General features: G+C 71.5%; 25 protein-coding genes. 5 read left to right on the top strand and 20 right to left on the bottom strand.

Going from position 1 to position 19,173, the window contains the following annotated elements:
• Positions 1–51 precede the first annotated feature (51 nt).
• Entirely contained in the window at positions 52–474 is a 423-nt protein-coding gene (locus ABZ721_RS17065) for a GNAT family N-acetyltransferase (RefSeq protein ID WP_358789413.1), read from the top strand.
• On the opposite strand, the gene ABZ721_RS17060 is transcribed toward ABZ721_RS17065, so the two are convergent.
• From ABZ721_RS17060 to ABZ721_RS17050, 3 genes are all read right to left on the bottom strand, one after another.
• Complete coding sequence (locus ABZ721_RS17060) at positions 434–1,546, bottom strand: aminoglycoside phosphotransferase family protein (protein WP_358789412.1); 1,113 nt, start codon at positions 1,544–1,546, stop codon at positions 434–436. The two genes, ABZ721_RS17065 and ABZ721_RS17060, sit on opposite strands and share 41 nt — an antisense overlap.
• A gap of 114 nt (positions 1,547–1,660) precedes the next feature.
• Positions 1,661–2,374: an HAD family hydrolase gene (locus ABZ721_RS17055; protein ID WP_358789411.1), complete on the bottom strand. Its 714-nt coding sequence runs from the start codon at positions 2,372–2,374 to the stop codon at positions 1,661–1,663.
• A complete protein-coding gene (locus ABZ721_RS17050; protein WP_358789410.1) occupies positions 2,371–3,279 on the bottom strand; it encodes a GntR family transcriptional regulator in 909 nt (302 codons plus the stop codon). The genes ABZ721_RS17055 and ABZ721_RS17050 overlap by 4 nt, the downstream gene beginning before the upstream one ends.
• Before the next feature lie 248 nt (positions 3,280–3,527).
• On the opposite strand from ABZ721_RS17050, the gene ABZ721_RS17045 reads away from it, so the two are divergent.
• Positions 3,528–3,686: a hypothetical protein gene (locus tag ABZ721_RS17045; protein WP_358789409.1), complete on the top strand. Its 159-nt coding sequence runs from the start codon at positions 3,528–3,530 to the stop codon at positions 3,684–3,686.
• 27 nt (positions 3,687–3,713) lie between these two features.
• Here ABZ721_RS17045 and ABZ721_RS17040 read toward each other — a convergent pair whose 3' ends face one another.
• Both ABZ721_RS17040 and ABZ721_RS17035 read right to left on the bottom strand, forming a co-directional pair.
• Positions 3,714–4,958 carry a GNAT family N-acetyltransferase gene (locus ABZ721_RS17040; RefSeq protein ID WP_358789408.1) on the bottom strand — a complete coding sequence of 415 codons (1,245 nt, stop codon included), beginning with the start codon at positions 4,956–4,958 and terminating at the stop codon, positions 3,714–3,716.
• A gap of 96 nt (positions 4,959–5,054) precedes the next feature.
• Positions 5,055–5,606: an ABC transporter substrate-binding protein gene (locus tag ABZ721_RS17035; protein WP_358789502.1), complete on the bottom strand. Its 552-nt coding sequence runs from the start codon at positions 5,604–5,606 to the stop codon at positions 5,055–5,057.
• A 279-nt stretch (positions 5,607–5,885) separates the two neighbouring features.
• On the opposite strand from ABZ721_RS17035, the gene dtd reads away from it, so the two are divergent.
• The gene (dtd, locus tag ABZ721_RS17030) at positions 5,886–6,311 is read left to right on the top strand and encodes a D-aminoacyl-tRNA deacylase (protein WP_358789407.1); all 426 of its coding nucleotides are present in this window, start codon (positions 5,886–5,888) and stop codon (positions 6,309–6,311) included.
• A 14-nt stretch (positions 6,312–6,325) separates the two neighbouring features.
• On the opposite strand, the gene ABZ721_RS17025 is transcribed toward dtd, so the two are convergent.
• The 7 genes from ABZ721_RS17025 to ABZ721_RS16995 all read right to left on the bottom strand — a co-directional run bounded on the left by ABZ721_RS17025 (position 6,326) and on the right by ABZ721_RS16995 (position 12,135).
• Positions 6,326–7,303, bottom strand: coding sequence for a folate-binding protein (locus ABZ721_RS17025; RefSeq protein ID WP_358789406.1), 978 nt, complete (start codon positions 7,301–7,303; stop codon positions 6,326–6,328).
• 10 nt (positions 7,304–7,313) lie between these two features.
• Positions 7,314–7,751, bottom strand: coding sequence for a transcriptional repressor (locus tag ABZ721_RS17020; protein WP_358789405.1), 438 nt, complete (start codon positions 7,749–7,751; stop codon positions 7,314–7,316).
• A 93-nt stretch (positions 7,752–7,844) separates the two neighbouring features.
• Positions 7,845–8,408, bottom strand: a complete 564-nt coding sequence (locus ABZ721_RS17015; protein ID WP_358789404.1) for an FABP family protein — start codon at positions 8,406–8,408, stop codon at positions 7,845–7,847.
• 279 nt (positions 8,409–8,687) lie between these two features.
• Positions 8,688–9,674, bottom strand: a complete 987-nt coding sequence (locus ABZ721_RS17010; RefSeq protein ID WP_358789403.1) for a hypothetical protein — start codon at positions 9,672–9,674, stop codon at positions 8,688–8,690.
• Positions 9,671–10,525, bottom strand: a complete 855-nt coding sequence (locus ABZ721_RS17005; RefSeq protein ID WP_358789402.1) for a hypothetical protein — start codon at positions 10,523–10,525, stop codon at positions 9,671–9,673. Before ABZ721_RS17005 ends, ABZ721_RS17010 begins: the two co-directional genes overlap by 4 nt.
• The gene (locus ABZ721_RS17000) at positions 10,522–11,397 is read right to left on the bottom strand and encodes a hypothetical protein (protein WP_358789401.1); all 876 of its coding nucleotides are present in this window, start codon (positions 11,395–11,397) and stop codon (positions 10,522–10,524) included. Before ABZ721_RS17000 ends, ABZ721_RS17005 begins: the two co-directional genes overlap by 4 nt.
• Positions 11,398–11,457: 60 nt before the next feature.
• Positions 11,458–12,135, bottom strand: a complete 678-nt coding sequence (locus ABZ721_RS16995) for a hypothetical protein (protein ID WP_358789400.1) — start codon at positions 12,133–12,135, stop codon at positions 11,458–11,460.
• 234 nt (positions 12,136–12,369) lie between these two features.
• Between ABZ721_RS16995 and ABZ721_RS16990 the strand changes: the two genes are divergently transcribed.
• Positions 12,370–12,732, top strand: coding sequence for a DsrE family protein (locus ABZ721_RS16990; RefSeq protein WP_358789399.1), 363 nt, complete (start codon positions 12,370–12,372; stop codon positions 12,730–12,732).
• Positions 12,733–12,753: 21 nt separating this feature from the next.
• On the opposite strand, the gene ABZ721_RS16985 is transcribed toward ABZ721_RS16990, so the two are convergent.
• The 8 genes from ABZ721_RS16985 to ABZ721_RS16950 form a co-directional block, all read right to left on the bottom strand.
• A complete protein-coding gene (locus ABZ721_RS16985; RefSeq protein WP_358789398.1) occupies positions 12,754–13,068 on the bottom strand; it encodes a DUF3099 domain-containing protein in 315 nt (104 codons plus the stop codon).
• A gap of 170 nt (positions 13,069–13,238) precedes the next feature.
• Positions 13,239–13,529: a DUF1416 domain-containing protein gene (locus ABZ721_RS16980; RefSeq protein ID WP_138354054.1), complete on the bottom strand. Its 291-nt coding sequence runs from the start codon at positions 13,527–13,529 to the stop codon at positions 13,239–13,241.
• Positions 13,530–13,574: 45 nt separating this feature from the next.
• Entirely contained in the window at positions 13,575–14,414 is an 840-nt protein-coding gene (locus tag ABZ721_RS16975; protein WP_358789397.1) for a sulfurtransferase, read from the bottom strand.
• Between the two features lie 135 nt (positions 14,415–14,549).
• The gene (locus ABZ721_RS16970) at positions 14,550–14,630 is read right to left on the bottom strand and encodes an Ms5788A family Cys-rich leader peptide (RefSeq protein ID WP_358789501.1); all 81 of its coding nucleotides are present in this window, start codon (positions 14,628–14,630) and stop codon (positions 14,550–14,552) included.
• Between the two features lie 160 nt (positions 14,631–14,790).
• Positions 14,791–15,504, bottom strand: coding sequence for a DUF2993 domain-containing protein (locus tag ABZ721_RS16965; protein WP_358789396.1), 714 nt, complete (start codon positions 15,502–15,504; stop codon positions 14,791–14,793).
• Positions 15,505–15,638: 134 nt separating this feature from the next.
• Positions 15,639–16,874 (bottom strand): hypothetical protein, encoded by a 1,236-nt coding sequence (locus ABZ721_RS16960; protein ID WP_358789395.1) that lies wholly within the window; start codon positions 16,872–16,874, stop codon positions 15,639–15,641.
• A 1-nt stretch (position 16,875) separates the two neighbouring features.
• Entirely contained in the window at positions 16,876–17,169 is a 294-nt protein-coding gene (locus tag ABZ721_RS16955) for a MoaD/ThiS family protein (protein ID WP_358789394.1), read from the bottom strand.
• A gap of 120 nt (positions 17,170–17,289) precedes the next feature.
• Complete coding sequence (locus ABZ721_RS16950) at positions 17,290–18,165, bottom strand: alpha/beta hydrolase (protein ID WP_358789393.1); 876 nt, start codon at positions 18,163–18,165, stop codon at positions 17,290–17,292.
• 206 nt (positions 18,166–18,371) lie between these two features.
• On the opposite strand from ABZ721_RS16950, the gene ABZ721_RS16945 reads away from it, so the two are divergent.
• A complete protein-coding gene (locus tag ABZ721_RS16945) occupies positions 18,372–19,151 on the top strand; it encodes a response regulator transcription factor (protein WP_358789392.1) in 780 nt (259 codons plus the stop codon).
• Positions 19,152–19,173: the final 22 nt, after the last annotated feature.

Genomic DNA, 19,173 nt, shown 5'->3' with positions numbered 1-19,173 from the left:
CATTGAAATATCGGGTCGACGCCGCGACCCCGCCCTGGCAGCCTCGCCGCCATGGACGACGACACCTATGAGATCTCGACGGACCCCGCCCGGCTGGATGCCGCCCGCATCCACCACTGGCTCTCCACCGACGCCTACTGGGCGCTCGGCAGGAGCCGCGAGAAGCAGGACAGCGCCATCGCGAACTCGCTCAACTTCGGCCTCTACGACACCGCTTCCGGCGCCCAGCTGGCCTACGCCCGGGTCATCACGGACCACACCACCTTCGCCTGGCTCTGCGACGTCTACGTCGACCCCGCCACCCGCGGCAAGGGCCTGGGCGTCGCCCTGGTGACCGCCGTGCGCGACCACCTCGCCCCGTCGGGGCTGCGCCGCATCCTCCTCGCCACCGCCGACGCCCACGGCGTCTACGCCAGGATCGGCTTCGAGCCGCTCAGCGACCCGGCCAAGTGGATGGCCCTCGGCCTCCAGTGACGGGGGCGGCGTGCCGCCGGTGCCAGGCCTCGAAAGCGGCCTCCACGACCACCCGCGACACCACCTTCTCCAGCCCCAGCGGCTCCTGCGCGGCCCGCAGCGTCCGCCAGACGGTGGCGGCGACCTGCCGCAGCTGCGCGTGGTCGAGAGCGGCGTCCAGTCCGGTCGCCCCGCGGATGACGTCCGTGAAGACGGATTGGATACGTTTGTAGGCCCGGTAGTGCGGCAGGTCCTCGTCCGCTCCCCGGGCCGCCGCCTCGCCCACCGCCCGCTTCCAGCGCAGGGTGACCTCGCGCTCCTGCGGCAGCGGGTAGCGCATGAGGTGCAGATGGGTCGCCAGGTCGTAGAGCGGATCGCCGACCAGCGCCAGCTCCCAGTCGATGGTCCACAGGCCGCCGTCGGCGTCGACGATGAAGTTCTGCCGGTGCAGGTCGCCGTGGAGCAACCGGTAGGGGCGCCGGGTCAGTTGCGGCAGCTCCCGCCCGAACCTGCCCAGCACGCCCTCCGGCACGTCGAGGTCGGCCAGCAGCTGGGCGAACCGCTTGCGGTGCGGGGCGTAGACGTGCTTGCGGGTGAAGTGCACCACGCCCCGCAGGAACGCCGTGGAACTCCCGTCGCCGCGCAGCAGCGCGCACCTGCACGGCCGCTGCGGCGTCGCCGGCAGCTCCGCGACGTCGAAGGCCGCGAGATGGCGGAAGAGCTCCTCGATCTGGTCGAGGAACCCGGGACCGACCATGGTGCTGCCGCCCTGGCCGCGCAGGCTGCCCAGCGTGCGGCCTTCGATGAACGAGATCGCGGAGGCGTGCCCGTCGATCTTCGTGACGAGCGGGATGCGCGGAATCCGCCCCTGGAGGACGGGCAGCAGCTGGTCCTCGGACCGGAAGACCCGCAGGTCGAACCAGAAGACACCGGGACGCGGCTCCCGGAGTTTCATCCGGCGGGCACCCAGGCCGAGCGGGGAGCCGGGGTCGAGTCTGACCGCGTAGGTCACGTTGTGGTAGCCCTGGAAAGGGCCCTCGACCCGCTCGACTCCTTCCAGGGATTCGACCTTCGCCACTGTCGTCGTGGTCACCGGATTCTCCGACTGTGAACTCGTATCGCTGACGTGCACTCCCCGTCCCACAGCCTCGCGTGGCGTTGAGAATAGTGCCCGTTCCGCCGGATCGAGCGACCCTAACGGTTACGTTTACCGATCTTCTTCGAAGAGGTGCGCGAGCGAGTCGGTGATGTGTTCGGCCCCGGCCACCTCCAGCTCCAGCCGCTTCGTCTCATCCCTCGCGTAGCCCAGGAACGTGACACCGGCCGCTAGAGCCGCGCTGCAGTCGTCGGCGGAGTCTCCGATCATCAGCCCGTCCCGGGGGCGCGTCCCCGTGGAGCGCAACGCCTCCTGGAGGCAGTGCGGATGGGGCTTGAGCAGCCCGGGATCGGCCGGCCGGCCGTGGACGTGCCGGCCGAAGAACGGGGCCAGCCCCATCCGGTCCAGGTACACGTACGCGGCCTCCGCCGAGTTGTTGGTCGCGACGGCGACCCTGCTCCCGCGCGCGACGAGCCAGACGACCAGCTCGTAGGCGTACTCGGTGGGCGCGGCCGACCACGCGGCGCACACCTCCTCGGCGGTGAGCAGGCGATTCAGCTCAGCCACCCGGTGGCCCGATTCCGTCCCCCGGTACGCCGCGGCGGTGTCCCGCAGCACCTGGAGGGGGTTGTCCGGATCTTTGAGGGCGGGCGCAAGCCCCCAGTCGGCCAACTGGCGGCGCAGCACCCGGGCCACTTCCTGCGCGGTGCGGTGGGCGAAGAGTCCCGCCAGCGGACCGTCGAAGTCGAAGAGCACGCACTGTGCGGCGACGATGAGTTCACGGCGGGTCCGTCGGCCGGCGGCTGGGCGCGGGCGGAAGGTCACTCGAAAAGTCTCAACGGCTCGGCGATGGTTGACCAGACGGAATCGAACCAATCCCGTGACCGGCGCACGAACTCGGCGCTGTACGGGTCGGGCACGACACCGCCCGCGGAGTAGTGGAAGAGCGTGGCCCCGAGCCCCAGGAAGTCGTAGATGTCCATGTCCTCCCCGCGGTAGGACACCGTGCGCTGGACGACCTTGTAGTAGCCGAACAGCGCCTCCGTCCCGTTGAGCAGGTAGAGCTTGTTCACCGGCGTGACCGCCATGGATCTGACCTCGACGGAGACCTGCGTCACCAGCCCCAGGTCGGCCAGCCGGCCGACGGAGCTCTGCAGACCGAGCGCGTGGCTCTGCGCCAGCCGCCGCAGCCGCTCCCGCGGACGCACGTCCTCCGGGTCGCCGACCAGCCGCGGCACGGCCAGCTGGGCGCCGGGGAAGGGCAGCAGCAGCCGGACGGTCACCGACTGCGGGGGTTCGAGCTCGCCCGCCTGGATGAGCCGGAGCGGGCCCTGCATCGCCGAGTTGAGCGTCTCCGCGGTGAGCGAGAAGGAGTCCAGGGTGACGCGGGGTGCGCGGAAGGCGGCTTCGAGGTGCTCGGCCAGCTCGACCCCCGCCGGTCCGGGCCCCGTGTGCGACCGGCCCTCGTGCTCCGGCCGGGAGGCGCCCGAGGCCCGCAGGACGTACGACCCGCGGCCCCGCTGGGAGTCGATGTAGGCGTCCTTCCGCAACTCGTCCAGCGCCCGCTGCACGGTGGCCCGGGACACCTTGAAGCGCCTGCTCAGCGCCTCCTGGGTCGGGATCTGGTCGCCGGCGGCCAGCTCGCCGCGGTCCATCTCGGCGCGCAGTTCCCGCGCGATGCGCCGAAAGGGCGGCACCGCGCCGTTGTGCTCCGGGCTGCTCGGACTCATACGTTCCAGGCTACAACTCTCCATCAACTTCTGGGAGTTGACTGACTAAGACTGATGCAAGTTTGTGGATCTCCTTCAACCGGGAAAACTTGTAGGTAGCAGCTCAGGCGACTTCGGGGAGATTTGTCAGAGGAGTTGTCGAAGTTGACGCAACGGGGGTCAGCGTCATCAACCGTCCAACGACGTACGGGACATACCGCCGCCACCCGCCTTCCGCACCACCCAGCGCCACGAAGGAGGGACCTGCCATGCCTGTTCTCGGATTCCTGTTCGAGCAGTTCGTCCAATGGAGGTACGGCGCAGCGTGGGCGATCGTCTTCGGGCTGATCGCCCTCGATCGGAAGGACCGGGGCACCACCTACACCTGCATCGCCCTCACCGGGATCGCCATCCTGATGGCGCAGTAGGGGCGGCGGACACGGGGAACCGGGGGATCAGAAGCCGTCCGGGCACCAGGGGCGGCGGGGGGTACGGAAGAGGGTGTCCGCGCGGGCCGCGGCGCCGGGGCGGGCCTCGGTGACACGGCCCAGGACGGCCAGCCGCCGGACGGACTCGTCGCCGAGGTACAGCGTCGCCAGCTCGGCGATGTCGAGCGAGAGGTCGGCGTCGTCCCGGGTCGGGGTGCAGGAGGCCCTGCCGTCCGCGTCCGTCTCCAGGCGGAAGCGGCCGCCGGCCAGGCCGGCGGCGTCGTGCAGGTCCAGGACGAGGGAGCCCGCGCCGGTGTAGGTGCGGGCCTCCAGGGCGCGCACGGTGTCGAGCACCCGCAGCCAGACGAAGTCGGCGTGCGTCTCGACCCTGGCGGCGCGCGGATCGCCGAGGAGCAGGGGCATGACGTCGTCGGGGGCGCGGAAGCCGGACTTCAGTTCGGTGATCCAGTCGATGGAGAACAGGTAGCGCCACAGCGCGAGTTCCGCGGCCGGGGAGACCGCGATCAGCCGGTTCGTCTCCAGCGTCATCCTCGGGAACTTGTTCGCCCACCGGTGTTCCGTGACGGAGTACGTGGCCAGGCCGTCGACCTGGCCGGAGGCGTTCCGGTACACCGCGTAGAAGGGTTCCTTCCAGGGGCTGGACGGGAAGGTCAGCTGCCCGGTCTCCATGTCCCACCAGCGGTCGTCGCGGCTGATCGCGCCCGGCGTCAGCCGCCGGAACCGCTCGTGCAGTTCGGGCCCGGACTTGCGGACCTCCTCGGTCGTCATCAGGTCCACCCGGCCCTCGGCGGGCCCCGCCCAGCGGCGGTCCAGGGCGGCCCGGGGGACGTCCACGTCCCACTCGTTGATCCACGTCGCCGGGCCGAACCCGTAACGGCCGTAGATCGGGTACTCGGCGGCGACCAGGATCGCCACCGCCTCACCGCGCTCCTTGGCGGCCGCCAGGTCGTGCGCCATCATGCGCGTCGCCAGCCCGCGCCTGCGGTGCGTCGCGGTGACCGAGACGTTGGTGACGGCGGCCGCGGCGACCCGCTCGCCGCCCGGCACGGTGAGCTCACGCGGCATGCTGCGGAAGGTGGCGACGCAGCGGCCCTCGTCGAACACGCCCTGGGTACGGCCCAGATCGACCCCCGGCCTGCGGGCCGCGAGCTCCTCCGGGCTGATCGTCGGCGGCATCAGGAACGCGTTGTTCAGCGCGCGGAGCCATTCCGGCAGATCGGCTTCGTCGAGGGTGCGGAGGTCGAGGCTCATCCCCCGAACGTAGGCGCCCGCCGAACGGGACGCACCCGGATTTACGGCGGGCCGCGGCGGGGACGCGCCGGGGCCCCGCCGGCCGTTCCTCCGCGCTCAGCCCTCGGCGAGCAGGTCGTCCACGCTGGCTTCCCCGTCACGGTAGCGACGGGTGATCTCCGCGCTGCACCCGTCGACCGTCCGCTGGAGGGACTGCCGGCGCCGGGAGACCTGCTGCTCGTGGCGGACCAGCCGCCCCATCCCCTCGTGCAGGTCCTGGTCGGTGCGGGCGTCGAGGTCCGACAGCTCGACCTCGGAGAGCATCTCCTCGGCGAGCCGCCGCACCCGCTCGGTGAGCGGCATGCCCAGCGTCACGTGCCGGGCGGACGAGCGGTGCCGCGACGGCGCGTCGGTCAGGATCTCCGGCAGCCGGTCCAGCAGCGGGGCGTCCGGCGCCATGCGGCGCCCCAGCTCCGCGCGCAGGATGTCGATCCGCCCGTGCAGCAGCCGGCGCACGTACGAGAGGTCCGCCTCCTCCTGCTGCGCGTCGCGGCGCAGGGTGCGCAGGGTGCCCAGGCCGAGCGCCCCCATCTCGGCCTCCGGGGTGTCCGTGGCGAGCGGGCTGCGCGGACCCGGGGGCCGGGGCCCCAGCGCGTCGGCCTTCAGCATGTGATGGCCCTTCTCGATGGACGCGGTCGGTGCGATCGGTGCGGTGGTACCGGAGGTCTCTCCAGTGCCGGGTGTGGTCATTCCTGTCGTCCCCTCGTCGCGGCCGGAGCCGACCAGAGTTCGATGGTCCCACTGCCCGTGGACACCCCGCAGCGACTCTGCACCCGAACGGCCCCGACGGCGGGCGTGCTTGGCGCCCAACCGGGCGTACGACCTGCGGTCGCGTGCGCCCCCTCACCCGTGCGAGTGGTGTTGGCACATGCACGGGACAATGGCCATATGCGAGCGGTTGCCCAGCGGGTCAGTGAAGCCAGTGTCGTGGTCGACGGGGAGACGGTGGGGTCGATCACCGGCCCGGGATTGTGCGTCCTGGTGGGGGTGACGCACGACGACACCCCGGAGAAGGCGGCGCAGCTGGCCCGCAAGTTGTGGAGCCTGCGCATCCTGCCGGACGAGAAGTCCTGCTCGGACATCGGCGGCCCGCTCCTCGTCATCAGCCAGTTCACGCTTTACGGTGACGCCCGTAAGGGGCGCCGCCCCACCTGGAACGCCGCCGCGCCCGGCGAGATCGCCGAGCCGCTCGTCGACGAGGTGGTGAAGCGGCTGCGCGACCTGGGCGCGGACGTGGAAACGGGCCGGTTCGGCGCGGACATGAGAGTCGCGCTGACGAACGACGGCCCGTTCACGGTGGTCATCGACCTCTGATCCCGCCGGACGGGCTACGGCGCGACGACGACCTCCTGCGACGCGACCGTCGTGTCGGCCAGCAGCGTCGCGTCGACCGCCGTGTTGCGCTTCACCAGCGCCAGCGCGATCGGGCCAAGCTCCCAGTGCCGGGCCGAGGACGTGACGAAGCCGATCTGCCGGCTCTCCGCGCCCTCGGAGGCGATACGGACCGGGGACCCGTGCGGCGGGAGCTTCACCTCGCTGCCGTCCAGATGCAGGAAGACCAGGCGGCGCGGGGGCTTGCCCAGGTTGTGCACGCGGGCGACCGTCTCCTGGCCCCGGTAGCAGCCCTTCTGCAGGTGGACGGCGGTCTCCAGCCAGCCCAGCTCGTGCGGGATGGTGCGGTGGTCGGTCTCCAGGCCCAGCCGCGGCCGGTGCGCCTCGATCCGCAGCGCCTCCAGCGACAGCGACCCGATCGGCCGGCCCGCGCCTGCCGCGAAGGACTCCAGCTCGGCGCGCGGCACGAAGACGTCCCGGCCGTACGCCGTCTCGCGGACGCCCCAGCCCTCCGGGACGGCCGTGATGGCCCCCGCGGGCAGGTACACGACCGCGTACTGCTCGGAGGCGTCGGCCGTCTCGACCCGGTAGAAGAACTTCATGCTCTCCAGGTACGCGAGCAGCGCGCCCTGCGTACCGGGCTCCACGTGGATCCAGGTCGTCGAACCGTCGTCCACGAGGTAGAGCGCGTGCTCGATGTGGCCGTGCGCGGTCAGGACCAGCGCCTCGGTCGCGTGGTGCGGGGGCAGCTTCTCGACGTGCTGGGTGAGCAGCAGGTGCAGCCAGGCGAGCCGGTCCTCGCCGCTGACGGTGATGACACCGCGGTGCGACAGGTCCACGAAGCCCGTCCCGTCGGCGAGGGCCCGCTGTTCACGGAACAGGTCGCCGTAGTGTCCGGCGACCCCTTCGTCCGGCCCCTCCGCGGGGACGGCACCGGGAAGGGACAGCAAGGGGCTCTTCGACGTGACGGTCATGGCGATAAGCCTACGACTCGGCGGCGGAAGCCTTCGCGGTACAGGCGGCGCAGCGGCCGAAGATCGCGAAGTGCTTCATGTCCGTCTCGAAGCCGAAGGCCTCGCGCAGCCCCGTGGTGAGCGGCGCGGCGAGCGCCACGTCGGCCTCGATGACGGAGTCGCAGTCCCGGCACACCAGGTGCATGTGGTGGTGCCGGTCGGCGAGGTGGTACGTCGGGGCGCCGTGCCCGAGGTGGGCGTGGCTGACCAGGCCCAGCTCCTCCAGCAGCTCCAGCGTCCGGTAGACGGTGGAGATGTTGATTCCGGACGCGGTTCTGCGCACCTCGGTGAGCAGCTCGTCCGGAGTCGCGTGCTCCAGAGCGTCCACGGCCTCCAGGACAAGCTGCCGCTGCGGGGTCAGCCGGTAGCCGCGCTGCCGCAGATCGCTCTTCCAGTCGGTGGTCACCACAGCCCCCAGTGTAGAGCCGCGGCCCCCGGACGCCGCTTGCCCGCGGGCAGACGGCGTACGGGCTCCCCAGGTGCCGCTCGAAGACGCCAGGGGCTACTTGAAGAAGGCGATCCCGTCGTCGGGCAGGTCTTTGAGGTCCTTCGCCCACTCCCGCGGGTCCACGACCTTCTTCAGGTGCGCGGACATGTACGGGCGCAGCGTCACGGCCGGGGTGGCCTTCTCGCCGACCCACATCAGGTCGCTGTTGACGTAGCCGTAGAGCCGCTTGCCGCCGGAGTACTCCGGGGCCTCGGGCAGCCGCGCGACAGCGTCCGTGACGATGTCGATCTGCGGCTTCTGGTCGGCCAGCTCGCCGGTCCAGATCTCGATGACGCCCTCGTCACGGGTGACGGTGACGTCGACCTTGCGGTCCTTGCCGATCCGCCAGAAGCCGCTCTCGTTCTCGAGCGGGCGCAGCTTCTTGCCCTCGGCGTCCAGCACCCAGGTGCGGGAGGTGTACTCCAGGAAGGAGCGGCCGTCGTGGCTGAACGTCACCTCCTGCCCGAAATTGCACTTCTCGGCGCCGGGGAAGTCGTACACGCCCGCGCCCTCCCACCTGCCGAGGAGGAAGACGAGCGGGACGAGGTCCGGGTGAAGGTCGGACGGGATCTCGATCATGGTGTGGTGCCCTGTTCCGTTGTCCGTGCGTCCGAGGTCAGCGCTGGCCCTGGTACAGCTTCGCCACCGCGAAGACGGAGAACGCGGCGACGCCGAGGCAGACCAGGATGAGCAAGGCGTCGAAGATGTACTCAATACGCACGAGTGTGCTCCTCGGGCAGGCAGGCGGTAATGGACCGGGGACGAGTCTAGTCCGCGGCCACGGGGACGGCGCTGTGAGGTGCGTCCCCGCGGCCGCGGCGGGCCGGGACGGGCCCGAATGGCCCTCGGAGCGGCCGCTCAGCCCAGGAGCTGGGCCTGCAACGTGATCGCCTGGCGGAACGGCACGGCGGGCATCGCACCGGCGTGGGACAGGACGACGACACCCAAGGTGTCGCCTGCGGCGATGTACGAGTAGCGCACCTTCATGCTGCTCGTGCTGTTCCTCCCCTCGAAGGCGTACGTGATCGGCCCTCCCTCGCTCGCCGCCGTCTGGGAGCCGAGGTCGCCCGCCATGCTGGGTGCCAGTTCCAGGGAGGTGATGGCCGCGTCGACGCGGTAGCGGTCGCTGTAGGCCGAGGTGGCGAACTGGAGCAGGTAGACCTCGGCGCGCGTGCCGTCCGGCATGGTCCAGGCGCGGGCCGCGATGTGGCGCAGCCCCTCCTTGGCGAGGTATCCGCCCTGCAGCACCCGGCCGTTTTCCGCGTACAGCTTCAGGTACCGGTCGGTGGGCAGCCAGCCCTTCTCTCCGGGGAAGGCCGGGTCCGGCTTGGCGCCCTCGGGAAGCGGCAGCAGGAGAGAGCGCACGTCGGCGTAGTGCCGGCCGCCGGGATTGTGCTCCGTGTCGAACGCGGCCGGCTTGCCCGCGGGCAGCTTGGGCAGGGCCAGCGGCTGATACTCCCACCGGCCGTCGTCCGGCGTCTTCAGCCCGGGGATCTCGGTCCGCTCGGGCTGGGTGATCCCGTAGGCCGCCCCACCACCGAGCGCACCGAACACCAGCACAGCAGCCGTCCACCGCAAGGCCGCGCGCAGCACGCGGCGCGGCTTCTTCGGTTCGACGGGGAGGACGGGGACGGAGGCCGCCCAGGCGTCCGCCGGCGGCGGAGCCGCGGGGAGGGGCGGCACCGGCGGAAGGTGCGCGGCGGCGACGGGGACGGGCGCGGGCTCGGGCTCGGCTTGCTGCTCGGGGTGGGGTTGTCCCGCGGGCTCGGCGCCCTGCGGGTCCACGTCCTGCGGCTTCTCGTCCTGCGGCTTCTCGTCCTGCGGTGCGATCGACTGGTCGGTCATGCCGCCACCCCCGGGTCCTGGATACGGTCGAGCTGCTGCTTGAGCAGTTCCGCCGCCTCGGTCTTGTGCAGCGGCACGGTGCCGGTCACGTCCATCGTCACCAGCAGGTCGCCTTCGGTGGCCTGGCAGGTCATCTCGTCGAGCTTCTCCCCCGGCTTCGTCGGGGGCAGCACACAGCGCGCCTTGTCGTGGCCCGCGATCCGCGGACCGTTGCGGAAGACCCCCAGCGCCTTCGTGAACTCGTCGAAGTACTGGGTCCGGTCGGCCGCGGCCTGCTTGTTCTTCATCTGCACGATATGCATCTCGACGACGTAGGACCCGTCGTCCCCCGTGTACGTGCGCATGCCCGCGCCTTGCAGGAGCAGGGCGTCGATGGCCTTCTCGACCGCCTTGCGGTTCTTCTTGGGCAGCCCGCTGACGGTCTCCTTCATCATCGACGCGGCCTGCTTGCCGTCCAACTCGACGTCGTTGCCGAACTCGTGGACGTCGGGGCCCGCTACGTAGCCGTCAGGCATCGGGAGCAGCAGCTTTCCGAGGCGGCCGTAGTGGCTGCCTCCGGACAGCGCGCCGAACTCGCCGGTCCTGACCGGAGCCGGGGCCTTCCAGGGCTCGGCCGCCGCGTTCCTGTCCGCCGAGTCGTCGTGGCGCAGCACGGCGTAGCCGATCCCGCCGCCGGCCGCCACGGCGACGAGCGCGGCGGCGATGCCGAGCGCGAGCGCGCGGCGCGACTTGGGCAAGGAAGCCGTCCCGGGCTCAGGGACCGCTTCCGGCTGCGACTCGATCTCCGCCTGCGGCTCGACCTGCGGCTCGATCTGCGGCTCGGGGACCACGGGGTTCTCCTCGTCGCTCACAGTCGCTCCAGCTGCCGCTTGGAGACATCCAGGATGGTGGCGGTACTGATCGGCTTGATCGAGTAGATCTGGACCTCCATGACGATGTTCCCGCGCCGGGCCAGCCCTCGTGCCGTGTAGACGGGCTCGTAGCCCTCCTTGGTCTCCGGCTCGGAGTAGACCCACACCCGGCCGTCGAGGTCTCCGGGGATCGCCGTCCCCTCGTTGGCCGCGTAGTCGGCGTCTGGCATGTACTCCTGCTGGTCGCGCAGCATCTCGACGGCGAACGCCCGCGTGTCGTCGCGGAACTGGATCAACCGGACCTCGGTGACAGTGTGGTTGTCGCCCTCCCAAGCCGTGACCGCGGACCGCCGGAACCCGTTGCCTGCCATCTCCACGAACATGTGGTCCGGGGACTTGAACGAATCCGCGAAGTCCGCGAGCACCGACCAGCCGTCGGAACCGATCGGATACTCCGGCTCCTTCGCGCCCTTCGGCCGCTCCACCAGCAGCTTGCGCAGGTCGCCGTCGACCTTCACGAGGTGGTCGTCGGCGGCCGTCAGCGGGGCGGACGCCGGCGCCGCACCCGCCGGCTGGACCAGCTTGGGCTGGGCCAGCGGCGGGAGGGGGGTTTCCGGGCGGTCCTGCTGGATCTTGTAGCCGGTGCCGGCGCCGGCGAGGACGCCGAGGACGGCCGCCGCGGCGATCAGCAGCGTGGTGCGGCCACGGCGGCGCGGCTTGCGCTCAAGCACGGGCTCGGGCGCCGGCCCTGGCTCGGGCGTCGGCTCGGCGGTCGGCTCGGGCTCGGGCGTCGGCTCGGGCACGGGCCCGGGGTCCACCGGCAACGCTTCCGGTGGTGGCTCGGGGGTGGGCGCGGGGGTGTCTTCGGACATGGTGGTCTCCACGTGGGTGGTGCGAGAAGAGCAAGAAGCAATGAGGGAGGAGGACCGGGCTCAGCGGCCGGTCTTGAGGTGCTGGTACTGCGCGTCCAGCAGGGACTGGAGCAGCTTCGGCTCCACCGTCCTGCCGCCGGTCACGGTGACGGTGATGTGCACGTCGCCCTGGTACGAGATGGCCAGCATCGAGTCCGTGCTCTCCGAGGAGGCGGACTTCAGGTGGTAGGCGCGGGCCGGGTAGCCGCCGGTCAGGGTGAGCTTGGTGCCCTCGTAGTAGTGGGCGTTGTAGTACCCGGCGGCCGAGGCCGGGTCGGCGAAGCGGCTCAGCTTGACCGTGACCTCGGCGCCGCCGCCGGCGGTGAGGTACGTGCGGAAGGCGGCGCCCTTGAAGCCGTACTCGCTCAGGGCGCGCTTCATCTCGGCCTCGTCGGACGCCGTGCTCGCGATCTCGGCGGCGGTGAGCGGGCTGCCCGCCTCGTCGCCGTAGACCTCGGCGTCCTTCGGCGGCGCCAGCAGGAAGAAGCGCAGGTCACCGGTGTGCGAGCCCTGGCTGACCTGGCCCTTGACGGTCGAGGTGGCGGACCCGGACGGTGCCGCGCTGGGGGTGCCCGTCACCGCGGCGGTCGGCGCGGCGGACGTCGGGGCCGAGGACGCCGGAGCGGCCTCGTCGGCGTGGCCGGACGAGGAACCGAGCGCGACCACGAGTCCGGCGGTCACGCCGACCAGCGCGAGCATGCCGACTCCGGCGGATGCGGCGATGACGGCGCCTCGACGGCGTACAGGTTCCACAGGAAGCCCCCCCGGGCACAAACACAACAGCGCAACACTCGCACGCGTGTCGCATTGTGAGTGGAACCGCATTATGTCCAGCCGACACGGCGAGCCCACAATCCTTTTGCCGTGACCTGGGACACAGTTGGGGCTCGTGGGGCACATGAGGTCGGCAGCAGAACCGCTAGCCTGGTGCCCATGGCGAAGAAGCTCGTGCTCAAGGTGACAGCGGGCGCGGACGCGCCCGAGCGCTGCTCGCAGGCGTTCACCGTGGCGGCGGTCGCGGTGGCCAGCGGTGTGGAGGTCTCGCTGTGGCTCACCGGCGAGGCGGCGTGGTTCGCGCTCCCCGGGCGCGCCGCCGAGTTCGAACTCCCGCACGCCGCACCGCTGCCGGATCTGATCGACGGAATCCTCGCCGGCGGCGGCATCACGCTGTGCACGCAGTGCGCGGCCCGCCGGGACATCGGGGAGAAGGACGTCATCGAGGGCGTACGCATCGCGGGCGCCCAGGTCTTCGTGCAGGAGGCCATGGCCGACGGCGTGCAGGCGCTCGTCTACTAGCCGTTCCCCGCCGCCTCCCGCTCAGGGTTTGCCGGCGTCCCCGCCCTCCGGCCGCTTCCCGGCCGCCCTCGCCCGCGCCGCCTCCTCGTCGCGCACCCAGGAGTCGTCCGCGGGCTCGTCCTCCAGCCAGCTGTCGGCCGGGTCGTCCCAGAAGTCGCCCGGCTCGCGCCGGTTCCCGACGATCGCGGCGAACGGCGGGATCACCATCGCGATCACGCACATCGCGACGGCGGCCGGCACCGACCACAGCCGCACCACGGCCCAGGCCAGCACGAACAGCAGGATGCAGCTGCCCATCATGGCGAAGTACCAGTGGCGACGCCGGCGCGCGTACATGCCTCCACGGTACGTCCGGGCCCCGCGTCCGGACAGCGCGAAGGGCCGCACCCGAGGGTGCGGCCCTTCGCCGCTCGTCCGGTCGCCGCCGGGGGGACGGCCCCGGCGGCCACCGGTCACCTGCCAGGTATCAGCTACCGGGTACCAGGTGTCAGGTCAGATCGCGGACCTCAGACCGCGATGGCCACGTCGGCCGCCGCGCCCTGCTGGGCCACGACCGTACGGTCCACCGTGGCGCCCGGGACGAGGGCGCGCAGCGTCCAGGTGCCGGGGGCGGCGAAGAAGCGGAACTGTCCGGTCGCCGAGGTCGGGACCTCCGCGGTGAACTCGCCGCCGCCGTCGAGCAGACGGACGTAGCCGCTGATGGGCTCGCCGTCGCGGGTCACGGAACCCTGAATGATCGTCTCGCTCGCCACGTCAACTCCTGCCAAGTCCGGGCCGCCGGCCTTTGCTCCACACATGTCTGATCCTTTGAGGGGTGGTCTGGAACGGGTCTGGAACCGGACTCAGGCGTTGGCGCCGAGCTCGATCGGGACGCCGACGAGGGAGCCGTACTCGGTCCACGAGCCGTCGTAGTTCTTGACGTTCGGCTGGTCGAGCAGCTCGTGCAGCACGAACCAGGTGAGCGCGGAGCGCTCACCGATGCGGCAGTACGCGATGGTGTCCTTCGCCAGGTCGACGTTCTCGTCCTGGTAGAGCTTGGTGAGCTCTTCGTCGGACTTGAAGGTGCCGTCGTCGTTGGCGTTCTTCGACCACGGGATGTTGCGGGCGCTCGGGATGTGGCCCGGGCGCTGCGACTGCTCCTGCGGGAGGTGGGCCGGGGCGAGCAGCTTGCCCGAGAACTCGTCGGGCGAGCGGACGTCGACCAGGTTCAGGGTGTTGATCGCGGCGACGGCGTCGTCCCGGTACGCGCGGATCGAGGTGTCCTGCTCCTTGGCCTTGTACGTGGTCGTGGCCCGCTGGGGGACCTCGGCGACCAGGTCGCGGGAGTCGAGCTCCCACTTCTTGCGGCCGCCGTCGAGCAGCTTGACGCTGTCGTGGCCGTAGAGCTTGAAGTACCAGTAGGCGTACGAGGCGAACCAGTTGTTGTTGCCGCCGTAGAGGACCACGGTGTCGTCGTTGGCGATGCCCTTGGCCGACAGCAGGGCCTCGAAGCCGGCCTGGTCGACGAAGTCGCGGCGGACCGGGTCCTGAAGGTCGGACTTCCAGTCGATGCGCACGGCGTTGCGGATGTGGTTCTTCTCGTACGCCGCGGTGTCCTCATCCACCTCGACGATCACCACCTTGGGGTCGTCGATGTGGTTCTGGACCCAATCGGCGTCCACAAGGACGTCACTGCGGCTCATTTTGTTCTCCTCCGGGGCAGTACGGATGCGCCAAGACGGGGCGCGGCATTGCGCAGAATGTGCGAGGAACGCCGGGGAGGCAGGCGTACGCGGACGGCCGTCGGGCCTGGTCCGGTACGTAGAAGGCTGCCGCCCCTAGGGCATGCGACAGAGACTGGCGGCGACGCGGCACAGGTCGACTGCCCGCCGCTTCGTGAGATCCGCCTGTCGCTTCATGACCCCGATCGTAGGGAAACCTCCCCAGAAGTGTCACCAGCGTGTCATATACCGAGACAAGATTGTCCGAATATTGGGACACGAATGGGGTCGGCCCTTGTGCGGCGGGCCCGGCGGGCGCTCGGGCGATGTTTCTGACTGCGGTGCGGACGTCGCCGTCTCAGCCCGCGAGAACGACGTTCGTCCCGGAGGCGGCCACCGAGATGCCGCTCGGGGTCGTCACGACCGACTGGACCGTGATGCCGTCGGGCAGCCCCACCAGGCTCCGGGTGAAGTCGATCTTGTCGCGGATCAGCTTGTCGAGGCCGGGGATGGAGTCGACACCCGGGATCACGTCGGCGTGCAGCCGCACCGTGTTGCCCTTCTCGACGCTGACCACGCTGTTGACGCTCTTCTTGACCGTGCCGAGCAGCGGCACGCCGGTGACGCTGCCCGTCACCTTGACCTTGCCCTTGCCGTCCTTGCTCTCGCCCCCGTACGCCACCGTGACGCCCTCGGGCGCGGCGGCCGTCAGGTCCGCGTAGGTGATGAACGCCGAGCCGTCCGCCGTGTCGGCGACCGCCCGCTGGTAGTTGCCGGAGAGGTTCACACCGCGCAGGTCGGCGGTGAAGCTCTCGATGCGCAGCCGCTCGGAGCCGGTGCCCGCCTGGATGTCGTGCGCGGTGATCCTGACGTCGTCCAGCTTGTCCGACGCGACCTGCGTCAGGAACGGGAAGCCCTTGATCGAGATGTCGGGCTTCGAGCTCAGCCCCTGGGTCGACCGGGCGCGGTCGGCCGCCTTGTCCTCGGCGATGGACACGGCAATGCGGTCGACCGCGACGAAGAGCCCGCCGAGGACGACGAGGACGATCAGAAGGATCCGTGCGGCTCGCATTGCTCTCCCCGGGTTCAGGCTGGTCGATCGACACTAACCGCCTGCCCCCGGTGCCCGGGCGGACCGCTGTCGTTTGTCGAGAGGTTGTGACAGCGGCCCGCCGGGCCCGGAGCCCGGAGCGCCGGGGCGTCGCGTCAGCCCGTGAGGACCCGGCCCAGCACGTACACGACCGGTGCCGCGACCGTCAGGGGCAGCGCGACCCCCGCCGTGAAGTGCACGAAGCGCGACGGGAAGTCGTAGCTGGCGACGCGCAGCCCGATGACGGCGCAGGCACCGGCGGCCAGGCCCAGCAGGGCGCCCTGGGTGCCGAGGTCGGTCAGCCGGCCGGTGGCGACACCGCTGCCCGCGGCGGCCAGCACGGCCACCACGACGGAGGCGACGCCGGGCAGCGGCAGGGCGCGGGCGAGCGTCGCGACGGCGACCGCCACCGCGCCGACCACCACCGGGTCGCTGCCGCCCGGTGTCCAGGCGACCGCGAGGAAGCCGGTGGCCAGGACGGTCATCAGCGTCGACACCGAGGTGGCCGTCAGCGAGGACAGCCGCTCGTCCGTCGTCCCGCGGTGGCGCATCTGCAGCACGAGGACCAGCAGCAGCCACGCCCCCAGCGTGCCGGCGACCACGGCGGTCACGTTGTCGCCGTCCGTGGCGAGCAGCGCGACGTCGGCCGTGACGCCCGCCAGGAAGGCCAGCACGATGCCCTGGCGGGCCGGCCACATCCCGTTGAGCCGGAACCAGCCGGCGGCGGTGACCGCCTGCAGGACCGCCACCACGAGCGCGAGCCCGGGGCGTCCGACGACGGCCGCGCCCGCGATCAGCAGGGCGAGGACGGCGGTCAGCGCGGCCGGCTGCATGCCGGGCGCGATGATCGGCGAGCCGGTGCGCTGCCCGGCGGCGGGCGCCGCGGCCCGCTCGCGGGCGGCCCGCCTGCCACCGGCACGCGGCTCCTGGCCGCCCGCGCCTGCCTCCTGCGCGAGCCGGGCGGACTGCGCGGGCTGGGCGGACTGCGCGGGGAACTCGTCGATCGCGGGCAGCACGGCGGTGTGGTCCCCCTCGCGCGCCGGGTCGTACGAGGACGAGGACGACGACGGGTACTGCTGCCCGTGCCGGCCGTGCTGTCCCTGCTGCCCGTACTGGTCGTACTGGGGCTGCGGGGCCTGCGGGATGCCGTTCGGGTCGCCGTACGGCTGCCGCGCGGGAGCGTCGTAGCCGGGTTCCCCGTAGCCGGGCTCCCCGTAGCCGCCGCCGTACTGCTGCCCCTGGGACTGCTGCGGCTGCTGCTGGTTCGGCCACGGCTCCGCGTACGGGTCGTACGCGTTCGGGTCGTAGTTCTGGTGCTGGTTCTGGTTCTGGTTCCAGTCGGAGGAGGTCATGTCACCCACCCGCGAACGGCGGAAGGACCTCGACGGTGCCGCCGTCGGCCAGGGCCACACCCGCGTGGTCGCGGGTCCCGACGGGGTCGCCGTCGACCAGGAACGAGCACCTCAGCAGCACGCGGGCGAACTCCGGCTGCCGCGCGTGCCGTTCGCGCGCGGCGGCGAGCGCCTCCGCCAGCGTCGCGGCGCGGTAGGGCTCCTCGGCCGTGCCGGCCGCTGCCTTGGCCGCGGCCCAGTAGCGGATCGTGCCGGCTCCCGGGGCGGGCCTCCCCTGGATGTCGCTTGCCGCCATAGCGGTTCCTTGTCGTTGTCTTCGCGGTCTCACCGGGCCCTGCGGCTCCTGTGAGGTACAGCCGCCGTCCATGATGACACCCGACCGGAGGCCGGGATGTGAGCCCCGGCGCGGGGCCGGTCAGACCGTGCCGAGCCAGGCCCCGACGCGGCGCAGCAGGGCGTCGTCGGCCGCGTTCTCCGCGTGGCCGAACCCGGGCTCGATCCACAGCTCGGCCGCCTCCCCCGCCGCGCCCGCCAGCGACCGGGGGTGGTCGAGCGGGAAGTACGCGTCGCGGTCGCCGTGCACGATCAGCAGCGGCGTCGGGGCGATCAGGGCCGCGGACTCGATCGGGGAGAGCGGCACGGGGTCCCACTCGTGCGGGTGGATCCGGGTCCCCAGTCCGAGGCGTGAGACGAGTCGGCCGGTGGGACGGGTGACCACCCAGTGCAGCCGCCGCATCGGCGCCGTCCCCCGGTAGTACCAGCGCGCCGGCGCGCTCACCGCGACGACCGCGTCCGGGGCGCCGCCCAGCCGGCGTCCGCCGGAGGGTGCTTCCGTGCGCCCTTCGAGCGCCTGCGCGGGCCGCGCCGCGTGCCGGAGCACGACGGAGCCGCCCATCGAGAAACCGACCGTGACCACCCGCCGGTACCCCAGGCGCCTCGCCCACCCCACGGCCGCGTCGAGGTCGAGAACCTCCAGGTCACCGACGGTGGACCGGCCGCCGGAGCCGCCGTGGCCCCGGAACGAGAACGTGATCACGCCCGCGAACTCGGCGAACACCTCGGCCGCCCGGCGGATCGCCGGCCGCTCCAGGGCACCGGTGAAGCCGTGCGCCACGACGATGGCGCAGCCCTCGTACGGCCCGCCCCCTCCGGCGGAAGTTCCGCCGTCCGACGGCCGGTGTTCGGCCTCGATTCGTACGCCGTCCTCCGTCAACAGAACCGCACGGTGTCCACCCGAAGTGATCGATGAAACACACAAAGGCCCGTTCGGGGACTCACTGACGCTCTCCATGTGGGCTATTCTCCTGGGGAAGAGGACCTGGGCAACGTCGCCCCCGGGTCCTTTCGTGCTTTCTGAACCTGCTTTTCCGACCGCATACTGAGACGCCGCTTTTCGAGACACCGCTTCACCAGGTACGTCCTCGCAGGGACCGAGGAGGGTTCGCAAATGGGCAAGCAAAGCGTGCAGCACCGCCGGACGATCGTCAGGAGTGGCCGGTGAGTTCTCTCCTGCTCCTGACGAACGCGCTCCAGCCGTCCACCGAAGTACTTCCCGCGCTCGGACTGCTGCTCCACAGCGTCCGTGTCGCACCGGCCGAAGGACCGGCCCTGGTGGACACCCCGGGGGCCGACGTCATCCTGATCGACGGCCGCCGCGACCTGCCCCAGGTCCGCTCGCTGTGCCAGCTCCTCCGCTCCACGGGTCCCGGCTGTCCGCTGGTCCTGGTCGTCACCGAGGGCGGCCTCGCCGCCGTCACCGCCGACTGGGGCATCGACGACGTGCTCCTCGACACGGCGGGTCCCGCCGAGGTCGAGGCGCGGCTGCGGCTCGCGATGGGCCGCCAGCAGATCGGCGTCGACGACAGCCCGATGGAGATCCGCAACGGCGACCTGTCGGTCGACGAGGCGACGTACAGCGCGAAGCTCAAGGGCCGGGTCCTGGACCTGACCTTCAAGGAGTTCGAGCTGATCAAGTACCTCGCGCAGCACCCGGGCCGGGTCTTCACCCGCGCGCAGCTGCTGCAGGAGGTCTGGGGCTACGACTACTTCGGGGGCACCCGGACGGTCGATGTCCACGTCCGGCGGCTGCGCGCGAAGCTCGGCCCCGAGCACGAGTCCCTGATCGGCACCGTCCGCAACGTCGGCTACCGCTTCGTCACCCCGGAGAAGGTCGAGCGGGCCGCCGAGGAAGCCGCGAAGGCGCAGGCCCAGGCCCAGGCGCAAGCCGAGGCCCAGGCTCAGGCCCGAGCGCGTGCGGGCGCCGACCGATCCGCGTAGCAGACGGGGTGGACCCGCGTAG

Origin of the sequence: Streptomyces sp. NPDC006733, from assembly GCF_040636125.1 — a bacterium.
GTDB lineage: Bacteria > Actinomycetota > Actinomycetes > Streptomycetales > Streptomycetaceae > Actinacidiphila.
This window is presented reverse-complemented; position numbering and strand designations above follow the sequence as displayed.